Below are 25,552 nucleotides of genomic sequence, written 5' to 3' on the forward strand. Positions count from 1 at the left end.
CGCGGCGGCTCCGGCTCACTCCGGCTCAGAAGAGCTTGTGGGATTCCAGGAGGCGGTGCAGCGTGAGCGTGAGCAGCAGCCGTGCGCGCCCGTACGGCACCGTGCAGGAGAAACCGAGCACCTTCTCGGCCCGCTGCACCCGGTGGGCGACCGAGTTGTGGTGCAGGTGGACCGTCCGCGCCGCCTGGCGGAGGGAGTCGGTGGCCGCGACCGCCAGGAGGGTCCGCTCCATCTCGGGACCGCTGTCCCGGAGCAACTGCGCGAGGCGCTGCACGTCGGGCACCTGCGCCAATCCCTCGGCGCCCAGCTGCTCCGCCAGGATGGCGTAGGAGCCGAGCGCCGAAGAGTCGACCAGGACGGCCTCCGACTTCCGGTACGGGCCGGTCTCGCGGGTGCTCGGCAGCGCGAACCGGAGCGCGTTGCGGGCGTGGCGCCACGCTTCGGGCGCCCTGGAGGCGGGGCCCGGGGGCGTGAACGCGCCGCGGACCCCCAGCGGCATGTGCAGTTCTCGCACGCCGCCCAGCCCGTCGGCGAGCACGAGGTGGACCCTGTCGTCGCGGACGTGGTGGACGACCGGGGCGAGCGTCCGGATCTGCCCGAGGACGCGCTCGACGCCCGCGGCCGGCCCGGCCAGCGCGAGCAGCATCACCGGCGCGCGGTCGCGCAGCCCCAGCCGGCGCAGCGCGTGCCGCCGGTCCTCCGCCGAGGCCAGGCCGTCGACCGCCGTGTGGATGTCGGCCGCGGTCTGGCGCTCACCGGATCGGGCGATCGTCCTCTCGACCGCGTCGCCGAAGCACCGGAGCACGAGCTCCTCCAGGTCGGCGGGGGAGCCCCCGGCGGATGCCGGCGCCTCACCGTTCTCGGGGGCCGTTCCGTCCCCGGAGTGGAGCCAGACATGCGAGCCGCCCGGGAGCCTGCGGCAGCGTGCGCCGGGCGGGGGAGGGCCGGCCGAGAGCGACCCGTCGCGGCCGCCGCTCACGACCGTGCCGTCGGCGGTCCGCACGCCCATCGCGAACCCGAACGACCCGGCGGCCCGGCGGACCACCGCCTCGAGATCGGCCCCGCTCCCGAGCAGCGCGTCGAGCCCGTCCATCCCGCGGCGCAGGCGTCCGAGCGCCGCTTCGGCCCAGGACGCCGCCGGCTCACCCGTGGCCATCACGCTCCCCGATCGTCTGCTCGTCCGGCCGCTCCCAGGGCGGAGAGATTGATTTCGAGCTCGATGTTACTATTGCGCCCTGGTCATGGACATCCCGGAGCGCTGTGGGGGTACCTGGTGAACCCGTCCTTTCATCTGTACCTGCCCCAGATGCGCATGTCGCACGAGGCGATCGTGGAGCGCGCGCGGGCGGCCGAGGACGCCGGGTTCGAGGGCATGGCGTTCATGGACCACCTCGCCCCGCCCCTCGCCTTCGAGCACGACATGTGGGAGGCGATGGCGCTGGCCGGGTGGGTGCTCGCCCGCACCGGCACGCTCACCGTCGGGCACCTGGTGCTCTGCGACGCCTTCCGCCACCCCGCGGTGCTCGCCCGCCAGGTGGCCTCGCTCGACCACGCCTCGGGCGGCCGGTTCGAGCTCGGCATCGGGTGGGGCTCCGTCCCCGCCGAGATGGCGATCTTCGGGCTGCCGGACGCCGAGCCGCCCGAGCGCGTCGGACGGCTCGCGGAGTCGATCGAGATCATGCGCGCTCTCTGGACCGGCGAGGAGATCGACCACCACGGCGAGCACTTCACGCTGAAGGGGGCCCGCCAGCGGCCCGTGCCGACCAGGCCGATCCCGATCACGATCGGCGGTGTCGGGAAGCGCACCCTCGCCCTCGTCAGGGAGCACGCCGACTGGTGGAACCTCCCCGTCCAGGCCCTCGACCGGCTCGGCGCCCTCAGGGAGCAGGCGGGGACGGCACGGGTGTCGATGCAGGTGATGGTGGCGCTCGTGCCCGACGAAGACCGCCGCGAGGAAGTGACCGCCCTGGCCCACCGGCGGTTCGGCCGCACCAAGATGGGCGAGAGCCTGGTGGTGGGCACCGCTCCCGAGCTGGCCGACCACTTCGCCCGCCGCCACGCCGAGGGCGTCGACCGGTTCTACGCCTGGTTCACCGACTTCGCCCCGGCCGAGACGCTGCACCGCTTCTCCGAAGTGATCGGCGCGTTCGCCGACGCCGACTGACCGGCACCCGGAGCGGAGCGCCGGCGGAGTGGAGGGTGACGGTCAGTCCTGCTCTTGCCGGGGAGTCTGAGGGGTCGCCCCCTCAGAGTGTTATATGCGCCGGCACCCGGAGCGGAGCGGCGGCTCAGACGCCGTTGCCGCCACCGGCGGCCTTGCCGGCGCGGCGGGCTGCCTCGGCGACCTGCTGGGCGAGGGCGGCGAGCTCCTTGCCGGTGAGATCGTGCTGGGGCCCCATCAGCATGAGCGACGCCGCGGCGCGCCCGGTGGCGTCGAAGACCGGCGCCGAGATCTGCGTCAGGCGGACGGTCGCGGTGTCGGCGATCTCTTCGGCGAGGTACTCGGTGTGCTGCATCAGGCCGACCAGCTCGTCCCGCCGGCGCCGGGCGTCCTCGGCGTCGGGCAGGGTGAGCAGGGAGTCGAACTCGTGGGGGCCGGGGTCCGTGGCGGCACGGGCCACCGAGATGCTGTAGCCCCGGCGCCGGATGGCCTCCAGTGCCTTCCGCCACCGGTCCGGGCGCTCGTCGGGCCGGTCCTCGCCGGCCTGGGCCAGCCAGGCGGCGGCGTCGGCGTCGTCCCACGCGACGAACACGGCGCCGAACGGCGGGACGAGCGGCATGGACTGCCCGGGACGCGGGCGGAGCCCCAGCGGCGGGCCCCAGTCCGACACCGCCATCACGCGGGTCTCGTTGGCCACCGGCGCCGACACCGCCACGCACGCGTTCAGCCTGCGCGCCACGTCCTCCGCCTCCCGGCTCGCGGCGTTGAGGATCGGATTGGCGTGGCGGGCGGCGTCGCCGAGCGCGATGCAGAAGCTGCCCAGCGCGTACCGCAGTTCCGGCTCCCGGCGGACGACCAGGCCCGACTCGGCGAGGGCCTGCAGGATGGAATCGCACGTCGCCCGGGGAATGTCGGCGATCCTGGCGAGCTCGGAGACCGAGTACGACTCGGACGGCCGCCGGGCCAGGTGCCACAGGAGCTGGTTGGCGCGGAGCACGGCCGGTGACGGGTTGATGGGCATGGTGCGTCCCCCGGATGCTTGCATATCATGCAGTATTGCTGCAATGCTAGCATACCTATGCTCAAATGCTAGCACATCCGGGGTGTGCGGAAGGGCGCGTCAGGTGAACGCCGCGGTCATGCGGCGACGCGCTCGAAGACGGCGGCGAGGCCCTGGCCGCCGCCGATGCACATGGTCTCCAGCCCGTACCGGGCCTCGCGGCGGCACATCTCGCGCGCGAGCGTGGCCAGGATGCGGGTGCCCGTGGCGCCGACGGGATGCCCGAGGGAGATCCCCGACCCGTGGACGTTGAGGCGCTCGAAGTCGGCCGCGCCGAACCCCCATTCCCGGGTGCACGCGAGCACCTGCGCGGCGAACGCCTCGTTGACCTCGACCAGGTCGACGTCGGACATCTTCAGCCCGGCGCGCTCCAGCGCCGCCTCCGACGCGGGGACGGGCCCGATGCCCATGGTCGCGGGCGGGACGCCGGAGACCGCCCACGACACGAGGCGGACGAGCGGCCGCAGCCCCAGCGCCTCGGCCCGCTCGCGGTGGGTGACGACGCACATCGCCGCCGCGTCGTTCTGCCCGCTGGAGTTGCCGGCGGTGACGGTGGCGCCGGGATCCTGCCGGCCCAGCGTCGGCCGCAGGCCGGACAGCGCCTCCAGGGAGGTGTCGGCGCGCGGGTGCTCGTCGGTGTCGACGACCTGCTCGCCCTTGCGGGTCCGCACCGTGACCGGGACGATCTCCTCGGCGAACACCCCGGACCGCTGCGCGGCGACCGCCCGCCGATGCGAGGCGAGGGCGAGCCGGTCCTGCTCCTCACGGGAGATGCCGTACTCTCCCCGCAGGTTCTCGGCCGTCTCCAGCATGCCGCCCGGGACCGGGTGGTCGCGCCCGCCCGCGGTGACGCGCCCGCGGGCGAGCCCGTCGTGCAGGGTCACCCCCGGGCCCTTGCTGCCCCAGCGCATCTCGCCCGAATAGAACGGGACGTTGCTCATGCTCTCGGTGCCGCCCGCTATCACCAGCTCGTGCACGCCGCCGCCCACCTGCATCCCGGCCTGGAGCACCGACTGCAGCCCGGAGCCGCAGCGCCGGTCGACCTGCATGCCGGGCACCGTCACCGGCAGGCCCGCGTTGAGCGCGACGACGCGGCCGATCGCCGGCGCCTCGCTGCTGGGGTAGCAGTTCCCGACCACGACGTCGTCGATCGCCGCGGGGTCGAGCCCGGTCCGCTCCAGGAGGCCGCGCAGGGCGATCTCGCCGAGCTCCGCGGCGCCGAGCCCTTTCAGGGCGCCGCCGAACCGGCCGATCGGGGTGCGGACCGGTTCGCAGATCACGATCTCACGCATGATGGGGCCCCTTTCCGAGGCTCGCGCTCACATGAACCGCCCGCCGGTGACCTCGAGCACCGTGCCGGTCATGTACGAGGACAGGTCGCTGGCCAGGAAGAGGACGACGCTCGCGACCTCCGCCACCTCGCCGGGCCGGCCCATGGGTATCTCGCTCATCTTCTGCTCCCACGCCTTGGCGGGCATGGCCTCGGTCATCGCCGAACGGATGAGGCCGGGCTGCACGGCGTTGACGCGGACCCCGTGGTGGGCCATCTCCTTGGCCGCCGCCTTGGTCAGCCCGACGATCCCCGCCTTGGCGGCCGAGTAGTTCGTCTGGCCCACCATGCCGACCTTGCCCGACAGGGACGAGATGTTGACGATGGCGCCCGACTTCTGCTCCCGCATGATCGCGGCGGCCTTGCGGGTGCCGTTCCAGGTGCCCTTGAGATGGACGTCGATCACCTGGTCGAACTGGTCCTCGGTCATCGTGCGCAGGGTGGCGTCGCGGGTGATGCCGGCGTTGTTGACCATCACGTCCAGGGAGCCGAAGACCTCGACCGCGTGCGCGAGGAGCGCGTCCACGTCGGCCGCGGCGGTCACGTCGCACCGCGCCGCCGACGCCGTGCCCGCGCCGCCGAGCCGCTTCGCCGCGTCCTCGGTCGCGGCGAGGTCCAGGTCGCCGAGGACGACCCGGGTGCCCTGGGCGATGAGGCACTCGGCGATCGCGTACCCGATGCCCTGCGCGCCGCCGGTGATGACCGCGGTCCGGCCGTCCAGAAGGCCCATCGTGACTCTCCTCGTCATCGCCGGGTCAGGACGTGCGGCCGCGCGCGCCGCGCACCAGGGAGCCGCCGACGATCAGGCGCTGGATCTCGCTCGTCCCCTCGTAGAGGCGCAGCAGGCGGACGTCGCGGTAGATCCGCTCCACCGGGACCTCGCGCATGTACCCGGTGCCGCCGTGCACCTGCACCGCCAGGTCGGCCACCTGGCCGGCCATCTCGGTGCAGAACAGCTTGACCGCGGACGGCATGACCCGCCGGTCGGCGCCGCTGTCGTAGGCGGCCGCCGCGTCCCGGACCATGGCGCGCCCCGCGGCGACGCCGGTGTACTGGTCGGCGAGCATCGCCTGGACGAGCTGGTGCTCCCCGATGGGGACACCGCCCTGGGTGTTGGCCGCGGCGTAGGCGACCGACTCGTCGAGGGCGCGCTGCGCGCAGCCCACCGCGAGGGCCGCGATGTGGACGCGCCCGCGGGCCAGCGAGATCATGGCCGCGCGGTAGCCGACCTCCTCGGCGCCGCCGACCAGCGCCGACTCGGGCACGCGCACCGAGTCGAAGACGACGTCGGAGGTCCAGGCGCCCTCCTGGCCCATCTTCGCGTCCTTGGGGCCGACGCTGACCCCGGGGGCGTCGGCGGGCACCAGGAACACCGCGATGCCGGGGCCGTCCGGGCCGGGTTCGCGGGTGCGCGCGAAGACCACGAACAGGTTCGCGAGGGGTGCGTTGGTGATGAAGCGCTTCTGGCCGTCGAGGATCCAGTCGTCGCCGTCGCGGCGGGCGCGGGTGCGCAGCCCGGCGGGATTGGACCCGGCGCCCGGCTCGGTGAGCGCGAACGAGGCGACGACCTCGCCGGAGGCGATGCGCTGGAGCCACTGCTTCTTCTGCACCTCGGTGCCGAAGTTGACCAGCACCTGGCCCGCGATGCCGTTGTTGGTGCCGAACAGCGACCGCAGGGCGAGGGTGGTGTAGCCGAACTCCATCGCCAGCTCGACGTCCTGGCGCAGGTCGAGCCCGAGCCCGCCCCACTCCGCGGGGATCGCGTAGCCGAACAGCCCCATCTCCGCCGCGGCGGCGCGCAGATCGTCGGGGACCCGGTCGGCCGCCATGATCTCGTTCTCCCGCGGCACGACGTCGTCCCGGACGAAACGCCGCACCTGGTGAAGGATGTCCGAGAAGTCCTCGTCGCCGACTCTGTCGCTCATGGGCCTCGATTCTCCGATCCCTTCTGATGCAAGTCAAATACCAATAGCTCGGTGACTATTTCACCCGCGGATATAATCTCGCCGTGGACTTCATCCAGCTCAAGGTGTTCCGCGCGGTCGCCGAGGAACTGCACTTCGGCCGTGCGGCCAAGCGCCTGCACCTCGCCCAGCCCTACATCAGCCGGACGATGCGGGCGCTCGAGGCCGACCTGGGCGCCCCGCTGTTCGACCGCACCACCCGGCGCGTCGAGCTCACGCCCGCGGGGCGGGCCCTGCTGGAACCGGCGGCGGCGATCCTGCGGATGGGCGAGCAGGCCCGCGCCGAGGTCGAGGCGGCGCACCACGGCGACAGCGGGCGGGTGCGGTTCAGCTTCGCCGGCCCGGCGTCCCAGGCCATGGTGGGACGGCTCGCGCGGACGGTGCGCGAGCGGCACCGGCGCATCGACCTCGCCTTCCGGCCGGGCCGCTACGGCCCGGCCGTGGTGCGCGAGCTGCTGGAGCACACGACGGACCTGGCCATCGCGCGCTTCGAGCACCCGCCGGCCGGGGTCGAGAGCCGCGTGGTGGCCAGGGAGAGCGGCATCGTCGCCGTCCCCTCCGCGCATCCGGTCGCGGCGGCGGCGTCGGTCTCCTTCGCCGACCTGCGCGGCGAACCGTTCATCGCGATGCCGGAGGAGTACGGCTCGGCGGTCCGCGCGATGTTCGTCAACGGCTGCCACGCGGCGGGCTTCGTCCCGGACGTCGTGCAGACCGCCCCCGACTCGTGGACGTGCTTCGCGCTGGTCGCGGCCGGTGTCGGGCTGCACTTCTCCACCGACTCGGCGGTCGCGCAGATGACCCTGGACGGCGTGCGGATCCTCCCGCTCGCCGAGGAGATCCCGCCGATCTACGCCCATCTCCTCTGGCGGAGCGGCGATCGCGACCCCGCGCTGGCGAAGGTCCTGCGGACCTCCGAAGAGGTGCTGCCCACCGTGGCGTGAGCCGGGCGGACGGCCGGTCGCGTCAGGTGTGCATCCGGAGCAGCTGGCCGCCGTCGACCAGCACCTCGGACCCGGTGATGAAGGAGGCCCCCGGCGACAGGAGGAAGGCCACCGTCTCCGCCACCTCGTGGGCCTCGCCCGCCCGGCCGAGCAGCGCGGAGGAGCTGAGGCGCCGGATGGTCTCCGCTTCGTGCATCGGGGTGGCGATCGGCCCCGGCAGCACCGAGTTCACCCGGATGCCCTCCGCGCCGAGCTCGGCGGCGGCGCTGAGCGACAGGCCCCGCGCCCCCCACTTGGAGGTCGAGTACCCGACGTGGCGCGGGAAAGGCCGCATGCCCGCGCTGCTCACCGTGTTCACGATGGCGGGATCGGCGCCCTCCCGGAGCAGGGGCAGGCAGGCCTGGATGCCGAGGAAGGGCCCGAGGCAGTTCACCCGCCAGGCGCGCTCGAAGTCGGCGGGGTCCTCGTCGGCGATGTGCGCGCGGTGCAGCACGCCGGCGTTGTTGACGAGCGCGTCGAGGCCGCCGAAGCGGTCCCGCGCGCTCTGGGCGGCGGCCTGCCATTCCTCCGCGGAGGAGACGTCGAGCCGCCGCGCGTGCACCGCGTCCGCGGGCAGCGCCGCGGCGGCGGTGGCGAGCTCGTCCTCCAGCACGTCGCAGGCGACCACGGCGTAGCCCTCGTCGACCAGCCGCCGGACGATCGCCAGCCCCTGCCCCCGGGCGGCCCCGGTCACCAGTGCCCTTCGTCGTGCTGTCACGGCCCCCGCTTCCGGCTCTGCTTCCGATATTGACGTCGAAGTTATAGACAGTGGATGCTCTCCGCAAGGGACCGGGCCGAGCGGTCCCGCGGGCGGAGGAGGCGCGCATGGAGGCCGGGACGGCACCGCGGCGACCGCGGCGTCCCCGCAGTGTCCCGACGGGTCTCCCCGAGGTCAAGACCATCGCATTCCCCTCCGTCGACGGCCGGAGCGGCCGCCGACCACCTGAGAGAGAGGTCTCATCATGGGTCGAGTCGAGGGCAAGGTCGCCTTCATCACCGGGGCCGCGCGCGGGCAGGGCCGCAGCCACGCGGTCCGGCTGGCCGAGGAGGGCGCCGACATCATCGCCGTCGACCTCTGCGGCGACCTGGCGACGAACCTGTACCCGCTGGGCACCCCGGAGGATCTGCGGGAGACGGTGCGGCTGGTCGAGGAGCAGGGCCGGCGGATCGTGGCGGTGCAGGCCGACGTGCGCGAGCGGGCGCGGCTGGCGGCCGCGCTGGAGCAGGGCATCGCCGAGCTGGGCGGGCTCGACGTGGTGGTCGCCAACGCCGGGATCTCACCGATGGGCGGCCGGCCGCCGATGCAGGCGTGGGCCGACGCGGTGGACACCGACCTGGTCGGCGTCATCAACGCCGTCCACGTCTCGCTGCCGCATCTGACCGAGGGCGGCTCGATCATCGCGACCGGGTCGGCGGCGGCGTTCATGGTCGGCATGCAGATCGCCGAGCCCGGAAGGGACCCGGGCGGCGCGGGCTACCAGTACGCCAAGGTGGCGCTGTCGCACTTCGTCCACGAACTGGCGCGCAACCTGGCGCCGCGGCAGATCCGGGCCAACGTCGTCCACCCCACCAACTGCAACACCGGCATGCTCAACAGCGACCCGATGTACAAGGCGTTCCGCCCGGACCTGGAGAACCCCACCCGCGAGGACGCGCTGCCGGCGTTCCCGGCGCAGCAGGCCATGCCCATCCCCTACATCGAACCGGTCGACGTCAGCCACGCGGTGGTCTATCTCGCCTCGGACGAGTCGCGGTACGTCACGGGCCTGCAGCTGCGCGTGGACGCCGGGTCGTACCTCAAGTTCCACGACTTCCACGCCTGACGTTCCCCACCCCCCTTCCGACTCGGGCTGGAGCACCGCCATGAGCGATGACGAAACGCAGACCACCGACACCGGGCGCAAGCGGCCCGCCATCAGCCTGGACCGCCACTCCACGCGGTACCGGGTGGAGTTCGAGCAGCTCACCGACGAGTTCCACGGCAGGTGCCCGGTGGCCTGGAACGACACGCACGGGGGCTACTGGTTCGCCAGCGGCAACAAGGAGCTGTTCGACCTCGCCCGGCGCGCCGACGTCCTGTCCAACGACAACGACGTGACCGGGACCGGGACCGGCTACGTGGGGATCACCATCCCGCCCCCGCCCGGACAGCGGAACCGGGGCGGCTTCCTGGAGATGGACCCGCCGGACCAGCGGTACTACCGGCAGGCGCTGAACCCCTACCTGTCGCCGGCCGCGGTCGCGCGGTGGAGGCCCGTGGTCGAGGAGCTGACCCGGGCGTGCCTGGACGAGGTGATCGAGACCGGCCGGATCGACTTCGTCGACCATCTCGCCAACATCGTGCCCGCGGTCTTCACCCTGGCGATGCTCGGCATGCCGCTGAAGGACTGGGACGTCTACTGCGAACCCGTCCACGCCGCCGTCTACACCCCGATGGACTCGCCGGACTATCCCCGGGTGCAGGAACTCCAGATCCGCATGGGCATGCACATGCTGGAGACCATCCAAGCGGTCCGGGCCGAGCCGCGTCCCGGGCTGATCAACGAGCTGGTGCACCTCGAGCTGGACGGCCGCCGGCCCGACGACATGGAGCTGCTGGGCGTCGTCATGCTGCTGATCGGCGGCGGCTTCGACACCACCACGGCGCTGACCGCGCACTCCCTGGAGTGGCTGTCGCGGCATCCCGGGGAGCGGGAGCGGCTGAGCCGGGAGCGGGAGACGCTGCTGGACAGCGCGACCGAGGAGTTCCTGCGCTTCTTCACCCCGGCCCAGGGCGACGGCCGCACGGTCTCCCGGGACTGCGAGATCAACGGCACCCGGTTCAAGGAGGGCGACCGCCTCTGGCTGTCATGGGCGATGGCCAACCGGGACGAGACCGTGTTCGAGGACCCGCACCGGATCCGCCTCGACCGCAGCGGCAACCGCCACAACAGCTTCGGGCTGGGCATCCACCGGTGCATCGGCTCGAACGTGGCGCGCGTGACGTTCAAGACCATGCTCACCGCGGTCCTGGACCGGATGCCCGACTTCGCCTGCGCCGAGGGCGGCGCCGTGCACTACGACACCATCGGGGTCATCAACGGCATGAAGCACCTGCCGGCGGCCTTCACTCCCGGCCCGCGCCTGGGCGCCGGCCTCGACGAGACGATCGAGAAGGTCCAGCGCATCTGCGACGAGCAGCGGCTCGCCGAACCCGTCACCGTCCGCAGGGGGAGGGCCGAGCTCGACGGCTGAGCCGGCACGCCCCCGCCCCCGCCCGCGTCCGGGCCCGCCTCCGCATCCGCGGCGGGCCCGTGTACGGGCCTGCGCCGAGATTCCCCACCCCATCGGGCCACCTCCTGACCGGGAGTCCATGATGCAACCCCCCTCGTCCACCGCCGGAGCCCCGGGGCCCTCACCGCGCATGGCCCGCCGGGCCGCGCTCGCGGGTTTCGTCGGCACCTTCATCGAGTACTACGACTTCGCGCTCTACGGAGTGCTGACGGTCTTCCTGGCACCGCAGTTCTTCCCGTCCGACAACGCCTCGACCTCGTTCCTGGCCGGGCTCGCGGTGTTCGGCGCCGGGTTCGTCGCCAGGCCGATCGGCGGGATCCTGTTCGGGCGGTACGGTGACCGGCGCGGCAGGCGGAACGCCCTGGTCCTCAGCGTGCTCCTGATGGGTGTGTGCAGCACCCTGGTCGGGATCCTCCCGACCTACGCCACCCTCGGCGCCCTGGCCCCGCTCCTGCTGGTGCTGCTGCGGCTCGGGCAGGGCATCTCGGCCGGGTCCGAGATGCTCGGCTCGATCACCTACGTGCTGGAGTCGGTGCCGCGGCGGCGCCGCGTGTTCATGGCGTCGCTGACGTCGATGGGGGCCGTGCTCGGCGGCGCCACCAGCACCGTCACCGCCGCCGTCCTCACGGGCGTGCTGGGCCGGGACGGCATGGAGGACTACGGCTGGCGGATCGCCTTCCTGATCGCCGCCCCGCTCACCGCGATCGCGCTGTGGATCAGGACGAAGCTGGAGGACTCACCGGAGTTCACCCGGATGATCGAGCGCCGGGAGGTCACGCGCTCCCCGCTGCGCGAGGTGCTGACGGTGCACCGCCGCAACGTGCTCATCGCGGGCGGTATAGCGATCAGCGCCAACGGCGCGGCGGGGCTGGCCGCCTGGTTCCACACCTATCTGGTCGGCAACCGCGACCTGCCCGGCGGCGAGGTCTTCGCGGCCTCCGCGGTGAGCTCGATCCTGAGCGCGTTCCTCGCCCCGGTCGCGGGCCGGCTGGCCGACCGGTACGGCCAGCGCCGGACGTTCGCGGCGGTGCTGGTCGGGTACCTGGTCGCGGCGTTCCCGGTGATGTACATGCTGGGGAAGGCGACCGGCTTCGCCGGGCTGATCGTGGCGCTGGGCGTGTACTCGCTGCTGGTGGCGATGGTCCAGGCGCCGGCCTTCACCCTCATCGCCGAGTTGTTCCCCGGGCCGGTGCGCTACACCGGCGCGAACTTCGGCCAGAACATCGGCACCGTGCTGGCGAGCGGGCTGGCCCCGTTCGCGGCCGGCCTGCTGTTCACCGTCACCGGCTCCTCGCTCGGACCGGTGATCTGGATCTTCGGGGTGTGCGCCATCGCCTTCGTCGCGCTGTCCGTCCCGGCCGTCCAGTACGTGGCGGGCGCCGATCCGGCCGCCGATCCCGGGGACGCGATCGGCGCCGAGCGGCCTTGACGCCCGGCGGGGCCCATGGCATTGTCAAAGTCGATGTCGAAGTTGACAAGACTCCGGAATTCCGTATCGCCGAGATGAGGTGGGGTCATGGCCGCGAGTGAGCGGGTCAACAAGATCAGGTTCTTCCGTTCGGAGGACGCGCCCTCGATCGACGACGACGGCATGATGTCGGCACCGCGGATCGACAAGGCCGTCCACGCCGAGTACGACACCAGCCCGCTGCGCGACGGGCAGCGCGTCACCGTCCTCTTCAAGGGCCACGGCCCGGACGGTTTCAGCCTCGTCCACGCCTGGTTCGGCGCCGGCTTCCGGCTGCCCCGCCACAGCCACTCCGCCGACTGCCTCTACTACGTCATCTCCGGCGAGCTCACGATGGGCACCCGCACGATGAAGGCGGGCGAGGGGTTCTTCGTGCAGGCCGAGGCCCCCTACGCGTACACGGCGGGGCCGGAGGGCGTGGAGGTCCTGGAGTTCCGGACGTCCACGAGCTTCGACATGAAGGTGTACGACCAGACCGTCGAGCGGTGGAAGCCCATCGTCGAGGCCATGCGCGCCAACCATCCCCAGTGGGTCGCGGCGCAGGCGGGCGCGGGCGGCTGAGCGTCAGATGACCACCCGAGCCACGCTCCCGGCCCCGACGAACGACCTGGAGCGCGCGGAGCACGACCTGGAAGAGCACGGCATCTGCGCGGTGACGGACGTGCTGGAGGGCGAGACCCTGCGCGCAGTCAAGGACGGTCTCTACGCGGCAGCCGCCGCGGACCGCACGTGGGGTCGCGAGGAGCGTTTCGCCGCCGACTACGCGCACGACGAGACGAACCAGCGGGTGTGGAACGTCCTCAGCAGGGGACCGGTCTTCGAGAACCTCGCCGCCCATCCGACCGCGCTGCGCCTGGTCCGCTCCCGGCTCGGCTGGCCGATGCTGCTCGGCAACCTGTCGGCGAACATCACCGGCCCCGGCGGCGGGGAGATGATGGTCCACGCCGACCAGCGTTTCCTGCAGGAGCCCTGGCCGGCCGAGCCGCAGGGCGCCAACGCGGCATGGTGCGTCGACGACTTCACCGTCGACAACGGCGCCACCCGCTTCGTCCCGGGCAGCCATCTCCTCAACCGCTCGCCGCGGCCCGAGGACGACACCTCGTCGGTGCCGATGGAGGCCCCGGCCGGCTCGCTGGTCGTCTTCGACAGCCGGCTCTGGCACCAGACCGGCTTCAACCGCACCGCCGACCGGCGGCGCGCCGCGGTCTTCGGCTGGTACACCCGCACGATGTACCGCCCCCAGGAGAACTGGTTCCTGTCGCTCGACCCGGCCGTGGTGCAGTTCGCCTCCGAGGAACTGCTCGTCCTGCTCGGATACAAGACCTACGGCTTCGGCATGGTCAACGGGAGGTCGCCTCGATGACCCGTGCGCCCGCGGACGGGCGGTTCGAGTTCCTCTCCGGCGCGTGGATCGAGGAGGCGGCGCGCTTCGTCCGCAACGCCGCGCCGGACGTGCGCTTCACCCTCTGCGAGACGTTCACGGATCCGCCGCCGGGGATCGGCGGCGCCTGGCACGTCCGCGTCGGCGGCGGCGCCGTCGAGGCCGGGCCGGGCGAGATCCAGGACGCCGACCTGCGCGTCTCCGGCGACTACCAGGGCATGCTGGCGATGGTCCAGACGGTGTACGCCGCCGGGCGCGACGCCATGGACCGCGCCCGCCGCGAGATGGTGCACCGGCACGGTCCCGGCGTGATGCGGATGGAGGGGAGCGCTCCCGCCGCCATGCACCCCGTGCTCGCCGGGCTGCACGACCACATGGCCGCCCGCACGATCGAGAACCCCCACCTCGGCCACCGGGCGGCCAGGCTCGGGCTCGCGCGCCACGTGGCCGAGTTCAAGGAACGCGGGCACACCGTCATCGAACGCGCCATCTCCGAGGCGTTCGCCGACGAGCTGCGCGAACGCGTCCAGTCCGAGTCGCGCGCCCCGGACGCCGGTGGGCTGCTCGCCCGCCACCGGCTCTTCGAGGAGATCGCGCTGCACCCGCTCGCGCGCACGGCCGCGCACGGCCTTCTCGGGCCGGACATGATCCTGCGGGGCCTGTCCGCTTCGGACGCGCCGTCCCAGGTGCCGGACGCGCTCGTGGTGGTGGCCTCGTGGGTCCTCGACGACCGCGGCCTCTCGTTGCCGAAGGGTTCCGTCGTGCTCCGCGACGACCGGTCCACGCGACCGCCCGAGGCACAGGACGTCCCGATCACGATCACCGCCGTCTACGCCCACCCCTCCACCGGCCCCGCGGACGGCTTCGGCTCGGTGGGGGAGGAGTGCCTGCGGCGCAATCCACCCGCGTTCCGGACGCTGCTCGGCCTGGATCGCGCCGCGGCGGAGACGCCATGACCGGCGTGCGCACCGAGGCGACGGCCGCGGGCCTGATCGTGCGTCCCCCAGACCCGGCCGGGACGGTCGTCCTCTACGCGCCGGGGGACCGTTACCTCGCGGCCGACCCGGAGCCGGTGCCCGACACGGCCCGCCGGCTCGCCCTCCAGACCGGGGCCACGGTGGTCTGCGCCCGCTACCGGCAGGTCTTCCCCGCCGCACTCGACGACGTCGAGGCCGCCTACGACCTCGGCCGGAGCCTCGGACCGGTCGCGGTGGCGGGCGAGCGGCTGGGAGCCGGGCTGGTCACCGCCCTGCTGCTCCGGTTGCGCGACCGGGGGGCCGCCCTGCCCGGCTGCGGGACGCTGGTCTCCGGGCTGCTGGACCTCACCTTGGGCGCGTCCAGCCTGCTCTTCAACGCCGCCGGCGATCCGGCGTTCGACCTCGGCGCGGTCCGCGCCCGCGTCGCCGCCTACGCCGGCGGCGCCGCCAAGGACGATCCGCTGGTGAGCCCGCTCTTCGGCAACCTGCACGGCCTGCCCCCGATCCAGCTCCTGGCGGCGGGCAACGATCCCCTGCTGGACGACTCGCTGGCGTTCGCCGCGCGCGCCGCCCGGTCCGGCGTGCACGTGGACCTGCGCGTCCGGTCCGATGCCGCCGCCCTCCACCGCGACACCGTTCCGGCGATGGCCGCGTTCGTCGCGGACTGGGCCGCGGCGGGCCTCCTGCCCCCTCTCACCGGCTCTTGAGAGGTTGTCCGTCACGCGGCGGCATCGGACTTCCCGCGCTCCGGCCGCCAGAACGTCGCCAGCAGGCCCGCGGTCGCGACCACGGCCACGCCGAGCGCGATGCCGCCACCGACCCAGCCGTCCACCTCTGTGCCGGCGGCGGCGTCGAGCGACAGCCGCCCGGGGCCCAGGACGGCCAGTGCCAGCGTCACGACCGCGAGCACGAGGACGTACTCGTAGCCGTCCTTGAAGACGAAGAAGCCGTTCGGACGGTGCGCGAGCAGGCCCGCGACCAGCATCACGGAGATGACCGCCGCGCACGCCAGCGGCGTGAGCAGGCCGGCCACCAGCAGTATCCCCGCGCCGATCTCGGTGACCACGCTCATCCACGCCTGCAGCACCCCGTGCCGCAGGCCGAGCCCGCCGAACCAGCGGCCGGTGCCCTCGATGCGGCCACCGCCCCGCCAGTGGTTGAGCCCGTGGGCGATCATTGTGAGGCCCACGACCACGCGCACCAGCAGCAGGGCGACGGCGTCGGCGTCCATCATCACAGGGTCATGCCGGCCTCGACCGGCAGCGAGATGCCGGTCACGGCGTACGCCTCGTCGGACACCAGCCACAGGATCGCCCGGCTGACGTCCACCGGCTGCAGCCGGTCCACCGGCAGCACCCGCGTGACCTGCTGGAGGCGGCTCCCGTCGGTCATCGGCGAGTGCGGGTTATTGATCATGAAGGTGTCGACCGCGGTCGGGTGCACGACGTTGACCCGGACGCTGTGCGGGCCGAGCAGCCTGGCCCACCCCTTGGCGAGGCCGACCAGGCCGTGCTTGGCCGCGTTGTACCCGGAGAGGCCGCCGGAGCCGTCGGTCATCCCCTTGAGCCCGGCCGTGGAGCCGGTGACGACGATCGAGCCGCCGCGGCCCTGGTCGATGAGCGGGCGCTCGGTCACCTTCAGCGTGTTGAAGACGCCGGTGAGCATCACGCCGATCGCGTCGGCCCAGTTGGCCGCCGACCGTTCGAGCGTCGTCTCGGCCCCCGGATCGCTGTGCAGCACGCCCGCGTTGGCCAGGACGATGTCCACGCCGCCGAGTTCGGCGATGCCGTGCTGCAGGGCCTTGTCCAGCGCCGCGATGTCGCGGACGTCGGCGACCGCGGTCACGCACCGCCGCCCGGCCGCCTCGACCACGCGGGCGGTCTCGGCGAGGTCGTCGGCCGTGGCCATCGGGTAGGGGACGGTCGGGATGTCGGCGCAGACGTCCACGGCGATCACGTCGGCGCCGTGCTCGGCGAGCAGCGCCGCGTGCGACCGTCCCTGGCCGCGGCCCGCTCCGGTGATGAAGGCGACCTTGCCGTCCAGCTGTCCCATGGTGTCGATGCCTCCTGGGGGGTAGGCGTGCCCGCGGCCGTCCTCGGGCCCCGCCGTCTGCACGATAGCCCGAAGTCAGTATTGATGTCGATATTGACATTGAGCTACGCTGCCGGGGAGGTCGACCAGGTCATGCCCGCTCGCTCGGGCCCGTGCGACCGCACAGGGGACCCGCCGGGCGGGAGGCGACCATCTCGTCGCGAAAGGAAGCCCGACATGCCGTCACGTGAGCTGCCGTTCCCGCTGTTCGACGCGGACAACCACATGTACGAGACCGAGGAGGCGTTCACCCGGCACCTGCCGGAGGACCACCGGGGCGCCATCCAGTACGTGCAGGTCCGCGGCCGGACGAAGATCGCGGTCCGGGGGCAGATCAGCGAGTACATCCCGAACCCGACCTTCGAGGTGGTGGCCCGTCCGGGCGCCCAGGAGGACTACTTCAAGCACGGGAACCCGGAGGGCAAGTCGTTCCACGACCCCCCCCAGGTCCCGGCTGGAGTTGATGGACGAGCAGGGCATCCAGCGGACGCTGATGTTCCCCGCCCTGGCGAGCCTGCTGGAAGAACGGGTGTGGGACGACCCGGAGCTCACGCGTGGTGATCCACGGCTGAAGCAGCGGATGGACGAGGTCTGGTCGTTCGACCATCGGGACGGCATCTTCTCCACCCGGGGTATCGGGAAATCCGATTCCTCCCCCGCCTTCGGCGGGGGAGGGATCGGACCTCTGCGGGGCAGGACAAGGATCGGAAATCCGCCGCCACGGCGGATTTCCGAAACTCCGAGCGCGGTCTGCGAGCTTGGTGTTACCGTCTGTGATGCCTGGCCGCTGGAGACCAAGCTGGTCGGGCCATGCTGGTCGAGCGGCTCGAGTACAGGCGCCCGGCCGCGTGTACAGATCGATCCCGCGTCCACCTCGCAGCGTTGTCCGGCGTGTGGGACCAGGGACCGGGAGGCGCGCGAGAGCCAAGCGTGTTTTACGGTGCTGGTCCTGCAGCTACGTCGGCAACACCGCCGATGTGAACGCGGCGCGCACTATCGCACGCGAGCCGGGCTCGTGTGCACGGCGGCCGGGCCGGCCGTTGCTGCGCGGGGACGCTCCGGGTTGCCGGGGCGGATGAACCGCGAACCTCAACCTGAGGTTCCTCTCCTGAGGGCACGGGTTGGAATCCCCCTCGTTTACGAGGGGGAGGAGGTCAACGAGGACGACATGGCGGCGCTGGCCGACCTGCTCGGGATCGACCGGGTGCTGTTCGGCTCGGACTACCCCCACCCCGAGGGCAAGGCCGACCCGATCACCTTCGTCGACGATCTGGCCTCCTTCACCGAGGAGGCCAAGGCCAAGATCATGGGTGGCAACCTGTCCCGCCTCATCCCCGTCTGATCCGGCCGGGGGCCGCCGCGTCGCCAGGGCCGCCGCCCGTCCCGGCGGCGGCCCTGCGCGCTCTGTCAGAGCCGGGATGCGACGGGCATGGACGCCGCCGATCCGCTCGGCGAGAGGGCGCGGATCATGGCGTCCTGCGTGAACGAGGCGATCAGGCGCCCGTCCTCGGTGACCACCTGGCCGCGGATGTGGCTCATGCCGGCACCCGCGTAGGTGCTCTCGTGGTGGTAGCGGATCCAGCCGTTCCACTCCACCGGGTCGTGGAAGACCACCGAGATGCCCATGGGCGCGGTCGAGACGGTGTAGTGCGCCTGGGACGTCCCGAGCCCGGCGTGCGGCCGCATCGCGGTGGAGATGGAGAGGTGGCCGGTGAAGTGCGTGAGGAGCGCGCGGCGCAGGTCGTCGCGTCCGGGGACCTGGTCGTAGTGCAGCCAGGCGTCCACGACGGGCGGCCCGACCTCGTCGGGATCGTTGATGTCGCGGACCCCCTCGATGCGCAGCCGCCTGCCCGGCAGCGGCATGTCGATCTCGTTCGCCGCGTCGGGGCCGCCGACCTCCGGGCCGGTCCACCGGTCGTGCCGGATGAGGTCCGGCTGGGGCCGGTCCAGCAGCACGGAGATGGTCGAGCGGGTCCGGTCGCCCTGCGTGACGGCGATGGTGGCGCTGGCGAAGGAGCGGCCGACCTGGACCGGTGTGACGGTGAACTCCAGCGGCAGCGCGGGATCGCCCGCGGAGACGAACAGGCCGTGCGCGGACCGCACGGTGCGTTCGGGCAGGGCCTTGCCCGCCGCCACGATCGCCTGTGACAGCATCTGGCTGGCCTCGACGACCTGGCGGCTCCCGGGGTCGCTGTGGCCCAGGAAACGCCGCGGGTCGGCCCCGTCCGGCGCCACGTCGAAGATGGCGAGCATGCCCTCCAGCGTCGACTCGGTCATGGTGACCTCCGCGGTTCTTGACAAGCCTTCGCAGACTTATCCAAACTTCGATGTCGAAGTTGACATTACATGGATCACGACGGGGGAGCGAGGGTGCGGTGACGGTGCGCACCGCCGGCCGACCCGCGCAAGGAGAGACCGCTGTGAGCGTCAGTACTGGCCCTGAGACCGGCCCCGAGACCGGCCCCGAGGCATCGAGTCACATGCTCGGCGAGCTCGGCTTCGCCACCACCAGCGTCGGCGAGGACCTGCACGGCACGGCCTCGATCACCCCGGAGATGCACGTGCCGGGCACCGCGCGCCTGCGGACGTCCATCCTGGCCACCTGGGCCGACACGCTGATCGGCCTGCTGGCGTCCAAGGTCACGCACCCGCGCGTGCCGGTGACGCTGGGACTCGACGTCCACCTGTACCGCCCCGCTCCCGCGGCCGGGACGCTGCTGGGGATCGCCCGGACGGTCAAGGCCGGCCGCTCGGTCTTCACCGGGCGGGTCGAGTTCACCACCGGCGGCGGCGAGCCGTGGGCGATCGCGCACGGCTCGTTCATGCTGGCGCCGGACCCCGGCGTGTCGCTGCCGGCCACCCTCAGCGTCGAACTCCCGCTGCAGAAGGAACGGCTGGTCAAGCCGTTCGCCGAGCGTGCGGGGTGCGAGCGGCGCGGGCCGGGGCTGGCCGTCCTGCCCCGTTCGGAGGACGGCCTGAACGCCTCCCGCACCATCAACGGCGGGCTGATCGCCCTGGTCGCGGAGGAGGCGGTGCTGTCGCTGGCGCCCGGCGGCACCCTGTCCTCGCTCGAGCTGCGCTACCTCCAGCCCGCGCGGGTGGGTCCCGTCGTCGCCACCGCCGGGTTGCGCGACGGCCTCGGCCAGGTGGAGCTGCGCGACGCCGGCAGGGACGACCGCCTGACGGGCATCGCCGTCGCCAGGACCTTCCCCGCCTGAGTTCTCGCCCCCGGCGCTCGCGTGCGTTCGACGCACGCGAGCGCCTTTTCTCTTGCTCGGAATCGGCCGAACGTCCGCCGGAGCTCTCGAAACAGGAGCCGGAGGTCTGGTCTTCCGCAGACGTCGTTGCTACCATTTAGTGCAGCGCTGCTTAAATGATAGCAACTACCCACCCCCAGCAACCTGTTCGCGGGTTGCGCCGCCAGGGCCCTCCCCGGCGGCGCCGACCGGATCCGCTTGCGGCCGGCCCGGACGAACGCCCGCGCATCCTCCGATCGACCTTCGCGGCCATCGCCGCGACGCCCGAACCGCCCGCATCACCCGCGCGTTCGCGCGGGTCCCCGCCGCCGGGATGTCGCGCCGCCCCGCGAACACCGCACACCTTCAGGAGGCGCTGGTTGTGACCGCCGCAGAGACAGGGAGGTTCTTGGTGGACGAAGGTGCGTTCAGCGGCCTGCGCGTCGTCGAGCTGGCGCAGTGGGTGTTCGTCCCGGTCGCCGGCGCGCTGCTGGCCGACTGGGGCGCGGACGTCGTCCGGATCGAGCGCCTGGAGGGCGACCCGTACCGGGGCCTGGCCACGCAGGGCATCGGGACCGACGCCGGCGGGGTCAACCTGTCGATGGCGCTGGCCAACCGCGGCAAGCGGTCGGTCGCGCTCGACCTGCGCCAGGAGGAGGGGCGGGCCGTCCTCGACGAGCTGCTGAAGACGGCCGACGTGTTCCTCACCAACTTCCGGCCGGGGGCGCTGCGCCGCCTGGGGCTGGACGCGGAGACGCTCACCGAGCGCTTCCCCAAGCTCGTGTACGCGCGGGGGAACGGCTACGGGCCGCGGGGGCCCGACGCCGACCTGCCCGGCTACGACTCGTCGGCGTTCTGGGCGCGGGGCGGCATGGCGCACGTCCTGACACCGCCCGACCGCGACGGTCCGATCGGCCAGCGCGGTGCGATGGGCGACCGCAACGGCGCCATGGCGCTGGCGTTCGGGATCGCCACGGCGCTGCTGCGCCGCGAGCGCGGCGGCAAGGGGTCGGTGGTGGACGTGTCGCTGCTGGCCACGGCGATGTGGACGCTGTCGTCCGACGTCCTGTCCGCGCTGCAGGGGCATCGGCCGAGGGCGGCCTCCGGGAACGAGGCGTCGCCCAACCCCCTGGTCGGCGTCTACGCGACGAAGGACGGGCGCCACATCCAGCTCGTGTTCCTCCAGGGGGACCGGTACTGGGCGGACTTCTGCAAGCTGGTCGGGCGCGAGGAACTGGTGGACGATCCGCGTTTCGTGGACCTGGCGGCGCGGCGCGAGAACCGGGACGCCTGCATCGCCGAGCTGAAGGCGGAGTTCGCCAGGCGGACGTTCGAGGAGTGGAAGGACCTGCTCGCGCGGATCGACGCCCCGTGGGCGCCCGTGCAGGCGGTGGAGGAGCTGCTGCAGGACCCCCAGGTCCTGGCCAACGACTACATCGGCCAGGTGGTCGAGGACGACGTGACGTACTCCCTGCCGACGGTGCCGGTGCAGTTCGACGAGCGGCCGCCGGACCTGCGGCGGGCGCCCGAGCACGGCGAGCACACCGAGGCGGTGCTCCTGGAGTTGGGACGCACCTGGGAGGACATCGCGGCGCTCAAGGACGCCGGGGCGATCCCGTGACCGAGGCCCAGCGCCCCGTGCCGGCGCCGGACGAGCTGTCCGCCCCGTTCTGGGAGGCGGCGGCCCGGCACGTGCTCACCGTCGCCCGCTGCTCCCGGTGCGCCGCGTTCACGCTTCCGCCGGACCAGACCTGTCCGCACTGCCACAGCACCGACCCGGAGTTCGCGTTCGAGCCGGTCAGCGGCCGCGGCACGGTCCGCTCGTGGACGGTGATGCGCCAGTCGTTCCTGCCCGGCTTCGCGGACGACCTGCCGTTCGTGCTGGTCGATGTCGAACTCGCGGAGCAGGAAGGGCTGCGGGTGATCGGCCGGCTCCTCGACGGTCCCGGTGCGCCCGTCCGCGTCGGCGCCTCGGTGGAGGCGGCGTTCGAGGACGTCGCGCCGGGCGTCGCCGTCCCCGCCTTCGTGCTCGGCGGCAAGGGCAGAGGGGAGGAGGGCGCGTGAGCGGCAGGTTCGCGGCGAGCACCAAGGTGGCCATCGCCGGCTACGCCCACAGCCAGGTGGAACGGCACGCCGCGCGGCCGCTGGGCGCGCTCGCCGTCGACACCGCCCGCCGGGCGATCGCCGACGCCGGGCTGGAACCGCGCGACGTGGACGGCGTGGTCGCCGCGTCGCTGTTCCCCTCCGCCGGCGCCCACGCCGTGGAGGACGGGATCAGCACGGTGACGGCCGGCTGGATGGCGCAGCACCTGGGCACGGCGCCGCGCTACGTCGCGGGTTTCCAGGGCATCGGCCAGGTCTCCGGCGCCCTGACGCTGGCGGTCAACGCCGTGGCGAGCGGCGCCGCCGACCACGTGCTGTTCTACCGGGCGCTGCACAATCCGCGGGGGAGCTACCACGGCAACCCGATGCGGGAGGTCGCCGGCCCGCAGCAGTGGACCGCGCCGGCCGGCTACTTCGGGCCGCTGGCGATGATCGCGCTGCCCTACAACGAGTACCTCCGGCGCTACGGGGCCACGCGGGAGGCGATGGCGGCCGTGCTGGTGGAGGCGCGCAAGAACGGCGCCCGGATCCCCTGGTCGTACTGGCACGGCAAGCCGCTCACCGAGAAGGAGTACCTGGCGGCGCCGACACTCGCCGACCCGATCTGCCGCTACGACTGCGACATCCCGGTCGACGGGGTGGCGGCGTTCGTGGTCACCTCGGCCGAACGTGCCCGCGACCTTCCGCACAAGCCGGTCTACGTCGCCGGCTACGCCTCCAGCCCGCCTCCCGCGGCGCGGCTGCCGCTGCACTGGACGCTCGACGACATCATGTCCGGCGGCGCGGAGACCGCCCGCCGGCTGTGGGAGAGCGCCGGGATCGGGCCGGACGAGGTGGACCTGCCGCAGATGTACGACGGCTTCTCGCCGTTCGTCTGGTTCTGGCTGGAGGCGCTCGGCTTCTGCCCGGTGGGGGAGGCGCACCGGTTCGTCCAGGACGGGCGGATCGACAGCGACCGTCCCGGCGCGCTGCCCGTGCTGTCGGGCGGCGGGGCCCTGGGGAACGGCCGGATGCACGGCATCCCCCAGATGCTCGAGTGCTATCTCCAGCTCGCCGGCCGGGCCGGCGAGCGCCAGCGTCCGAAGGCGACCGTGGGGGTCGCCTGCCAGTCCTCGCCGCACTACGGCGGCGCCGTCGTCTACGCCGCCGAATCGTTCTGACCCGTCAGCGTGAGAGAAGGGAGCAATCGGTGGGACTCATTCCTCATTGGTGCTCGTATGTGGCCGGCAAGTGGGTGGACGGGGACGACAGGTTCACCGTGGAGAATCCGGCGGACGAGACGCCGGCGGCCGACGTCTCCGCCGCGCCCGTGGACGAGATCGAACGGGCGGTCGTCGAGGCGCGGCGCAGCTTCGACGCCGGGGTGTGGGCGGACCTGCCGGCCGCGGAGCGCGCCGAGACCCTGCACGCGTTCCTCGACCACATCGAGGCGACCGGGGAGGCGCTGGTCGACACGATCGTGGCCGAGGCGGGCCAGCCGGTGTTCTTCGCCGAGGGCACGCAGCTGCGCACCGGGCTGGCCGCGGCGCGCGACACGATCGACCTGTACCTGTCGATGGCGCACGAGGAGTCCAACCCCGTCCCGGTGGACGAGCTGGTGCGCGGCCGGTTGGCGCTGAGCCTGCGGCGGCACGAGCCGGTCGGCGTGGTGGCGGCGATCACGCCGTACAACGCGGCGCTCATGATGGGCTTCCAGAAGATCGTCCCGGCGCTGATGGCGGGCAACTCGGTGGTGCTGCGGCCGAGCCCGCTGACGCCGGTCTCCTCGCTGATGTTCGGTGCCGCGGCGGAGGTCGCCGGCATCCCGCCGGGCGTGCTGAGCGTGGTGGTCGAGCCGGGCGCGGCGGGGGCGGAGCTGCTCACCACGCATCCGGCCGTGGACATGGTGTCGTTCACCGGATCCACCACGGTCGGGCGGGCGATCCTGGCGCAGGCGGCGCCGACGATCAAGCGGGTGGCGCTGGAGCTGGGCGGCAAGTCGGCGCAGATCTACCTGCCCGACGCCGTCGAGAAGGCGGCGGGCGGGGCGATGGCCGTCGTGGCGGCCACGGCCGGTCAGGCGTGCGTGGCCGCGACGCGCATGCTCGTCCCGCAGGACCGCAAGGACGAGGTGGTCGAGGCGGTGTCGCGGGTCTACGCGGGCATCAAGGTCGGTCCCCCCTCCGACCGCGAGGCCCTGATGGGCCCGGTCATCAGCGCCGCGCAGCGGGACCGCTGCGAGCGGTACGTCGAGATGGCGCGGGAGAAGGGGGGCCGGGTGGCCTTCGGGGGCGGCCGCCCGGAGGGTCTGGAGCACGGCTACTTCTTCGAGCCGACCGTCCTGGACCTGCCCGACAACTCCAACCCGGCGGCGCAGGAGGAGATCTTCGGCCCGGTCATCGGGATCATCGGCTACCGCGATGTCGACGACGCCGTGCGGATCGCCAACGACAGCGAGTACGGCCTGTCCGGTCAGGTCTACGGCGCCGACGTGGCGGCGGCGACGGCCGTGGCCCGGCGGCTGCGCACCGGCGCGGTCAACGTCAACACGGCGCTGTTCAGCGCCTACGCCCCGAGCGGCGGCTACAAGCAGAGCGGCCTCGGCCGCGAGCGCGGGACCGACGGCATCCGCGCTTTCCAGGAAGTGAAGCACATGGTGGTCGGCGAGCTCCGCTGAGCCCGCCCGGCAGGAAGGAACGGAAGATGGCGACCAATCTCAACCTGGACTGGCTCATCTCGGTCGACGACCACGTCCTGGAGCCCCCGAACGTGTGGACCGACCGCGTCCCGGCCAAGGACCGCGACCGCGCCCCGCACCTGGAGGTCGACGACGACGGCATGGACTTCTGGGTCTACGACGGCAAGCGGATGCCCAGCTCCGGGCTGAGCGCCGTGGTGGGCAAGTCGAAGGAGGAGTTCAGCCCCGAGCCGGTGCCCTACAGCGAGATGGCGCCCGGCTGCTACGACGCCGCGGCCCGCGTGAAGGACATGGACCGCGCGGGCATCCTGGCCTCGCTGTGCTTCCCGTCGGTGACCCGGTTCTGCGGGCAGCTGTTCTACGAGGCGAGCGACCGCGACTTCGGGCTGGTGTGCCTGAAGGCGTACAACGACTGGATGATCGAGGAGTGGTGCGGGGCGGCGCCGGGCCGCTACATCCCGCTGATCCTGATCCCGCTGTGGGACCCGCGGCTGGCGGTCAAGGAGATGGAGCGCTGCGCGAACAAGGGCGCCACCACCTTCGCCTTCTCCGAGAACCCCGAGCCGCTGGGCCTGCCGACCATCCATGACAAGGACGGCTACTGGGAGCCGGTCATGGCGGCGGCCAACGACCTGGAGATGGTCGTGTCGATGCACGTCGGCTCGTCGTCGACGCTGCCGCAGATCTGCAAGGACGCGCCGTTCATGGCCAACCTGACCTGGGGCGCGACCCGCACCTCCGGGACGATGCTGTCGTTCCTGTTCAGCGGGCTGTTCCAGCGCTACCCCAACCTCAAGATCGCCCTGTCGGAGGGCGAGGCCGGCTGGATCCCCTACTTCCTGGAGCGCGCC

Annotated in this window: 26 protein-coding genes; 17 read left to right on the forward strand and 9 right to left on the reverse strand. The window is 72.7% G+C overall.

What is annotated here, in order from left to right:
* Window positions 1-25 precede the first annotated feature (25 nt).
* Window positions 26-1,156 (reverse strand): helix-turn-helix domain-containing protein, encoded by a 1,131-nt coding sequence (locus tag ACFPZN_RS42975; RefSeq protein ID WP_378288375.1) that lies wholly within the window; start codon window positions 1,154-1,156, stop codon window positions 26-28.
* A 117-nt stretch (window positions 1,157-1,273) separates the two neighbouring features.
* Here ACFPZN_RS42975 and ACFPZN_RS42980 point away from each other — a divergent pair, with 117 nt between their 5' ends.
* Complete coding sequence (locus ACFPZN_RS42980; RefSeq protein ID WP_378288376.1) at window positions 1,274-2,164, forward strand: LLM class flavin-dependent oxidoreductase; 891 nt, start codon at window positions 1,274-1,276, stop codon at window positions 2,162-2,164.
* Between the two features lie 124 nt (window positions 2,165-2,288).
* On the opposite strand, the gene ACFPZN_RS42985 is transcribed toward ACFPZN_RS42980, so the two are convergent.
* The 4 genes from ACFPZN_RS42985 to ACFPZN_RS43000 all read right to left on the reverse strand — a co-directional run bounded on the left by ACFPZN_RS42985 (window position 2,289) and on the right by ACFPZN_RS43000 (window position 6,476).
* On the reverse strand, window positions 2,289-3,182 hold the full coding sequence (locus tag ACFPZN_RS42985; RefSeq protein ID WP_378288377.1) for a helix-turn-helix domain-containing protein: 894 nt from the start codon (window positions 3,180-3,182) through the stop codon (window positions 2,289-2,291).
* Window positions 3,183-3,298: 116 nt separating this feature from the next.
* A complete protein-coding gene (locus ACFPZN_RS42990) occupies window positions 3,299-4,513 on the reverse strand; it encodes an acetyl-CoA C-acetyltransferase (RefSeq protein WP_378288378.1) in 1,215 nt (404 codons plus the stop codon).
* 27 nt (window positions 4,514-4,540) lie between these two features.
* Window positions 4,541-5,281 (reverse strand): 3-oxoacyl-ACP reductase FabG, encoded by a 741-nt coding sequence (gene fabG / locus ACFPZN_RS42995; protein ID WP_378288380.1) that lies wholly within the window; start codon window positions 5,279-5,281, stop codon window positions 4,541-4,543.
* A gap of 25 nt (window positions 5,282-5,306) precedes the next feature.
* Window positions 5,307-6,476 (reverse strand): acyl-CoA dehydrogenase family protein, encoded by a 1,170-nt coding sequence (locus ACFPZN_RS43000; protein ID WP_378288382.1) that lies wholly within the window; start codon window positions 6,474-6,476, stop codon window positions 5,307-5,309.
* An 83-nt stretch (window positions 6,477-6,559) separates the two neighbouring features.
* Here ACFPZN_RS43000 and ACFPZN_RS43005 point away from each other — a divergent pair, with 83 nt between their 5' ends.
* On the forward strand, window positions 6,560-7,456 hold the full coding sequence (locus ACFPZN_RS43005; protein ID WP_378288384.1) for a LysR substrate-binding domain-containing protein: 897 nt from the start codon (window positions 6,560-6,562) through the stop codon (window positions 7,454-7,456).
* Window positions 7,457-7,478: 22 nt separating this feature from the next.
* Here the strand turns inward: ACFPZN_RS43005 and ACFPZN_RS43010 are convergent, their stop codons facing one another.
* Window positions 7,479-8,189: an SDR family NAD(P)-dependent oxidoreductase gene (locus ACFPZN_RS43010; protein ID WP_378288386.1), complete on the reverse strand. Its 711-nt coding sequence runs from the start codon at window positions 8,187-8,189 to the stop codon at window positions 7,479-7,481.
* 268 nt (window positions 8,190-8,457) lie between these two features.
* Here ACFPZN_RS43010 and ACFPZN_RS43015 point away from each other — a divergent pair, with 268 nt between their 5' ends.
* The 7 genes from ACFPZN_RS43015 (at window position 8,458) to ACFPZN_RS43045 (ending at window position 15,301) form a co-directional block, all read left to right on the forward strand.
* Window positions 8,458-9,318, forward strand: a complete 861-nt coding sequence (locus tag ACFPZN_RS43015) for a mycofactocin-coupled SDR family oxidoreductase (protein WP_378288388.1) — start codon at window positions 8,458-8,460, stop codon at window positions 9,316-9,318.
* A 40-nt stretch (window positions 9,319-9,358) separates the two neighbouring features.
* Window positions 9,359-10,729 carry a cytochrome P450 gene (locus tag ACFPZN_RS43020; RefSeq protein ID WP_378288390.1) on the forward strand — a complete coding sequence of 457 codons (1,371 nt, stop codon included), beginning with the start codon at window positions 9,359-9,361 and terminating at the stop codon, window positions 10,727-10,729.
* 118 nt (window positions 10,730-10,847) lie between these two features.
* Window positions 10,848-12,197, forward strand: a complete 1,350-nt coding sequence (locus ACFPZN_RS43025; protein WP_378288392.1) for an MFS transporter — start codon at window positions 10,848-10,850, stop codon at window positions 12,195-12,197.
* 87 nt (window positions 12,198-12,284) lie between these two features.
* On the forward strand, window positions 12,285-12,797 hold the full coding sequence (locus ACFPZN_RS43030; protein WP_378288394.1) for a cupin domain-containing protein: 513 nt from the start codon (window positions 12,285-12,287) through the stop codon (window positions 12,795-12,797).
* A gap of 7 nt (window positions 12,798-12,804) precedes the next feature.
* Window positions 12,805-13,599 carry a phytanoyl-CoA dioxygenase family protein gene (locus ACFPZN_RS43035; RefSeq protein ID WP_378288396.1) on the forward strand — a complete coding sequence of 265 codons (795 nt, stop codon included), beginning with the start codon at window positions 12,805-12,807 and terminating at the stop codon, window positions 13,597-13,599.
* Window positions 13,596-14,573: a phytanoyl-CoA dioxygenase family protein gene (locus ACFPZN_RS43040; protein ID WP_378288398.1), complete on the forward strand. Its 978-nt coding sequence runs from the start codon at window positions 13,596-13,598 to the stop codon at window positions 14,571-14,573. The genes ACFPZN_RS43035 and ACFPZN_RS43040 overlap by 4 nt, the downstream gene beginning before the upstream one ends.
* Window positions 14,570-15,301 (forward strand): alpha/beta hydrolase fold domain-containing protein, encoded by a 732-nt coding sequence (locus ACFPZN_RS43045; RefSeq protein WP_378288400.1) that lies wholly within the window; start codon window positions 14,570-14,572, stop codon window positions 15,299-15,301. Before ACFPZN_RS43040 ends, ACFPZN_RS43045 begins: the two co-directional genes overlap by 4 nt.
* Before the next feature lie 11 nt (window positions 15,302-15,312).
* On the opposite strand, the gene ACFPZN_RS43050 is transcribed toward ACFPZN_RS43045, so the two are convergent.
* Together ACFPZN_RS43050 and ACFPZN_RS43055 are read right to left on the reverse strand one after the other, a co-directional pair.
* Window positions 15,313-15,828 carry a DoxX family protein gene (locus ACFPZN_RS43050; RefSeq protein ID WP_378288402.1) on the reverse strand — a complete coding sequence of 172 codons (516 nt, stop codon included), beginning with the start codon at window positions 15,826-15,828 and terminating at the stop codon, window positions 15,313-15,315.
* Window positions 15,828-16,646 (reverse strand): mycofactocin-coupled SDR family oxidoreductase, encoded by an 819-nt coding sequence (locus ACFPZN_RS43055; protein ID WP_378288404.1) that lies wholly within the window; start codon window positions 16,644-16,646, stop codon window positions 15,828-15,830. The genes ACFPZN_RS43050 and ACFPZN_RS43055 overlap by 1 nt, the downstream gene beginning before the upstream one ends.
* Window positions 16,647-16,862: 216 nt before the next feature.
* Here ACFPZN_RS43055 and ACFPZN_RS43060 point away from each other — a divergent pair, with 216 nt between their 5' ends.
* A complete protein-coding gene (locus ACFPZN_RS43060; protein WP_378288406.1) occupies window positions 16,863-17,246 on the forward strand; it encodes a hypothetical protein in 384 nt (127 codons plus the stop codon).
* Between the two features lie 607 nt (window positions 17,247-17,853).
* Window positions 17,854-18,027: an amidohydrolase family protein gene (locus ACFPZN_RS43065; RefSeq protein WP_378288408.1), complete on the forward strand. Its 174-nt coding sequence runs from the start codon at window positions 17,854-17,856 to the stop codon at window positions 18,025-18,027.
* Window positions 18,028-18,092: 65 nt separating this feature from the next.
* On the opposite strand, the gene ACFPZN_RS43070 is transcribed toward ACFPZN_RS43065, so the two are convergent.
* Complete coding sequence (locus tag ACFPZN_RS43070; RefSeq protein WP_378288410.1) at window positions 18,093-18,962, reverse strand: acyl-CoA thioesterase; 870 nt, start codon at window positions 18,960-18,962, stop codon at window positions 18,093-18,095.
* 143 nt (window positions 18,963-19,105) lie between these two features.
* Between ACFPZN_RS43070 and ACFPZN_RS43075 the strand changes: the two genes are divergently transcribed.
* From ACFPZN_RS43075 to ACFPZN_RS43100, 6 genes are all read left to right on the forward strand, one after another.
* Entirely contained in the window at window positions 19,106-19,903 is a 798-nt protein-coding gene (locus ACFPZN_RS43075; RefSeq protein WP_378288412.1) for a PaaI family thioesterase, read from the forward strand.
* Window positions 19,904-20,333: 430 nt separating this feature from the next.
* Window positions 20,334-21,542, forward strand: coding sequence for a CaiB/BaiF CoA transferase family protein (locus ACFPZN_RS43080; protein WP_378288414.1), 1,209 nt, complete (start codon window positions 20,334-20,336; stop codon window positions 21,540-21,542).
* Window positions 21,539-21,985 (forward strand): Zn-ribbon domain-containing OB-fold protein, encoded by a 447-nt coding sequence (locus ACFPZN_RS43085; protein ID WP_378288416.1) that lies wholly within the window; start codon window positions 21,539-21,541, stop codon window positions 21,983-21,985. Before ACFPZN_RS43080 ends, ACFPZN_RS43085 begins: the two co-directional genes overlap by 4 nt.
* Entirely contained in the window at window positions 21,982-23,184 is a 1,203-nt protein-coding gene (locus ACFPZN_RS43090) for a thiolase family protein (RefSeq protein WP_378288418.1), read from the forward strand. Before ACFPZN_RS43085 ends, ACFPZN_RS43090 begins: the two co-directional genes overlap by 4 nt.
* Window positions 23,185-23,213: 29 nt before the next feature.
* A complete protein-coding gene (locus ACFPZN_RS43095; RefSeq protein WP_378288420.1) occupies window positions 23,214-24,680 on the forward strand; it encodes an aldehyde dehydrogenase family protein in 1,467 nt (488 codons plus the stop codon).
* A 26-nt stretch (window positions 24,681-24,706) separates the two neighbouring features.
* The coding region (locus ACFPZN_RS43100; RefSeq protein WP_378288422.1) for an amidohydrolase family protein at window positions 24,707-25,552 on the forward strand (846 nt) is incomplete at its 3' end.

Source organism: Actinomadura rugatobispora (genome assembly GCF_042656285.1).
Lineage (GTDB): Bacteria > Actinomycetota > Actinomycetes > Streptosporangiales > Streptosporangiaceae > Spirillospora > Spirillospora rugatobispora.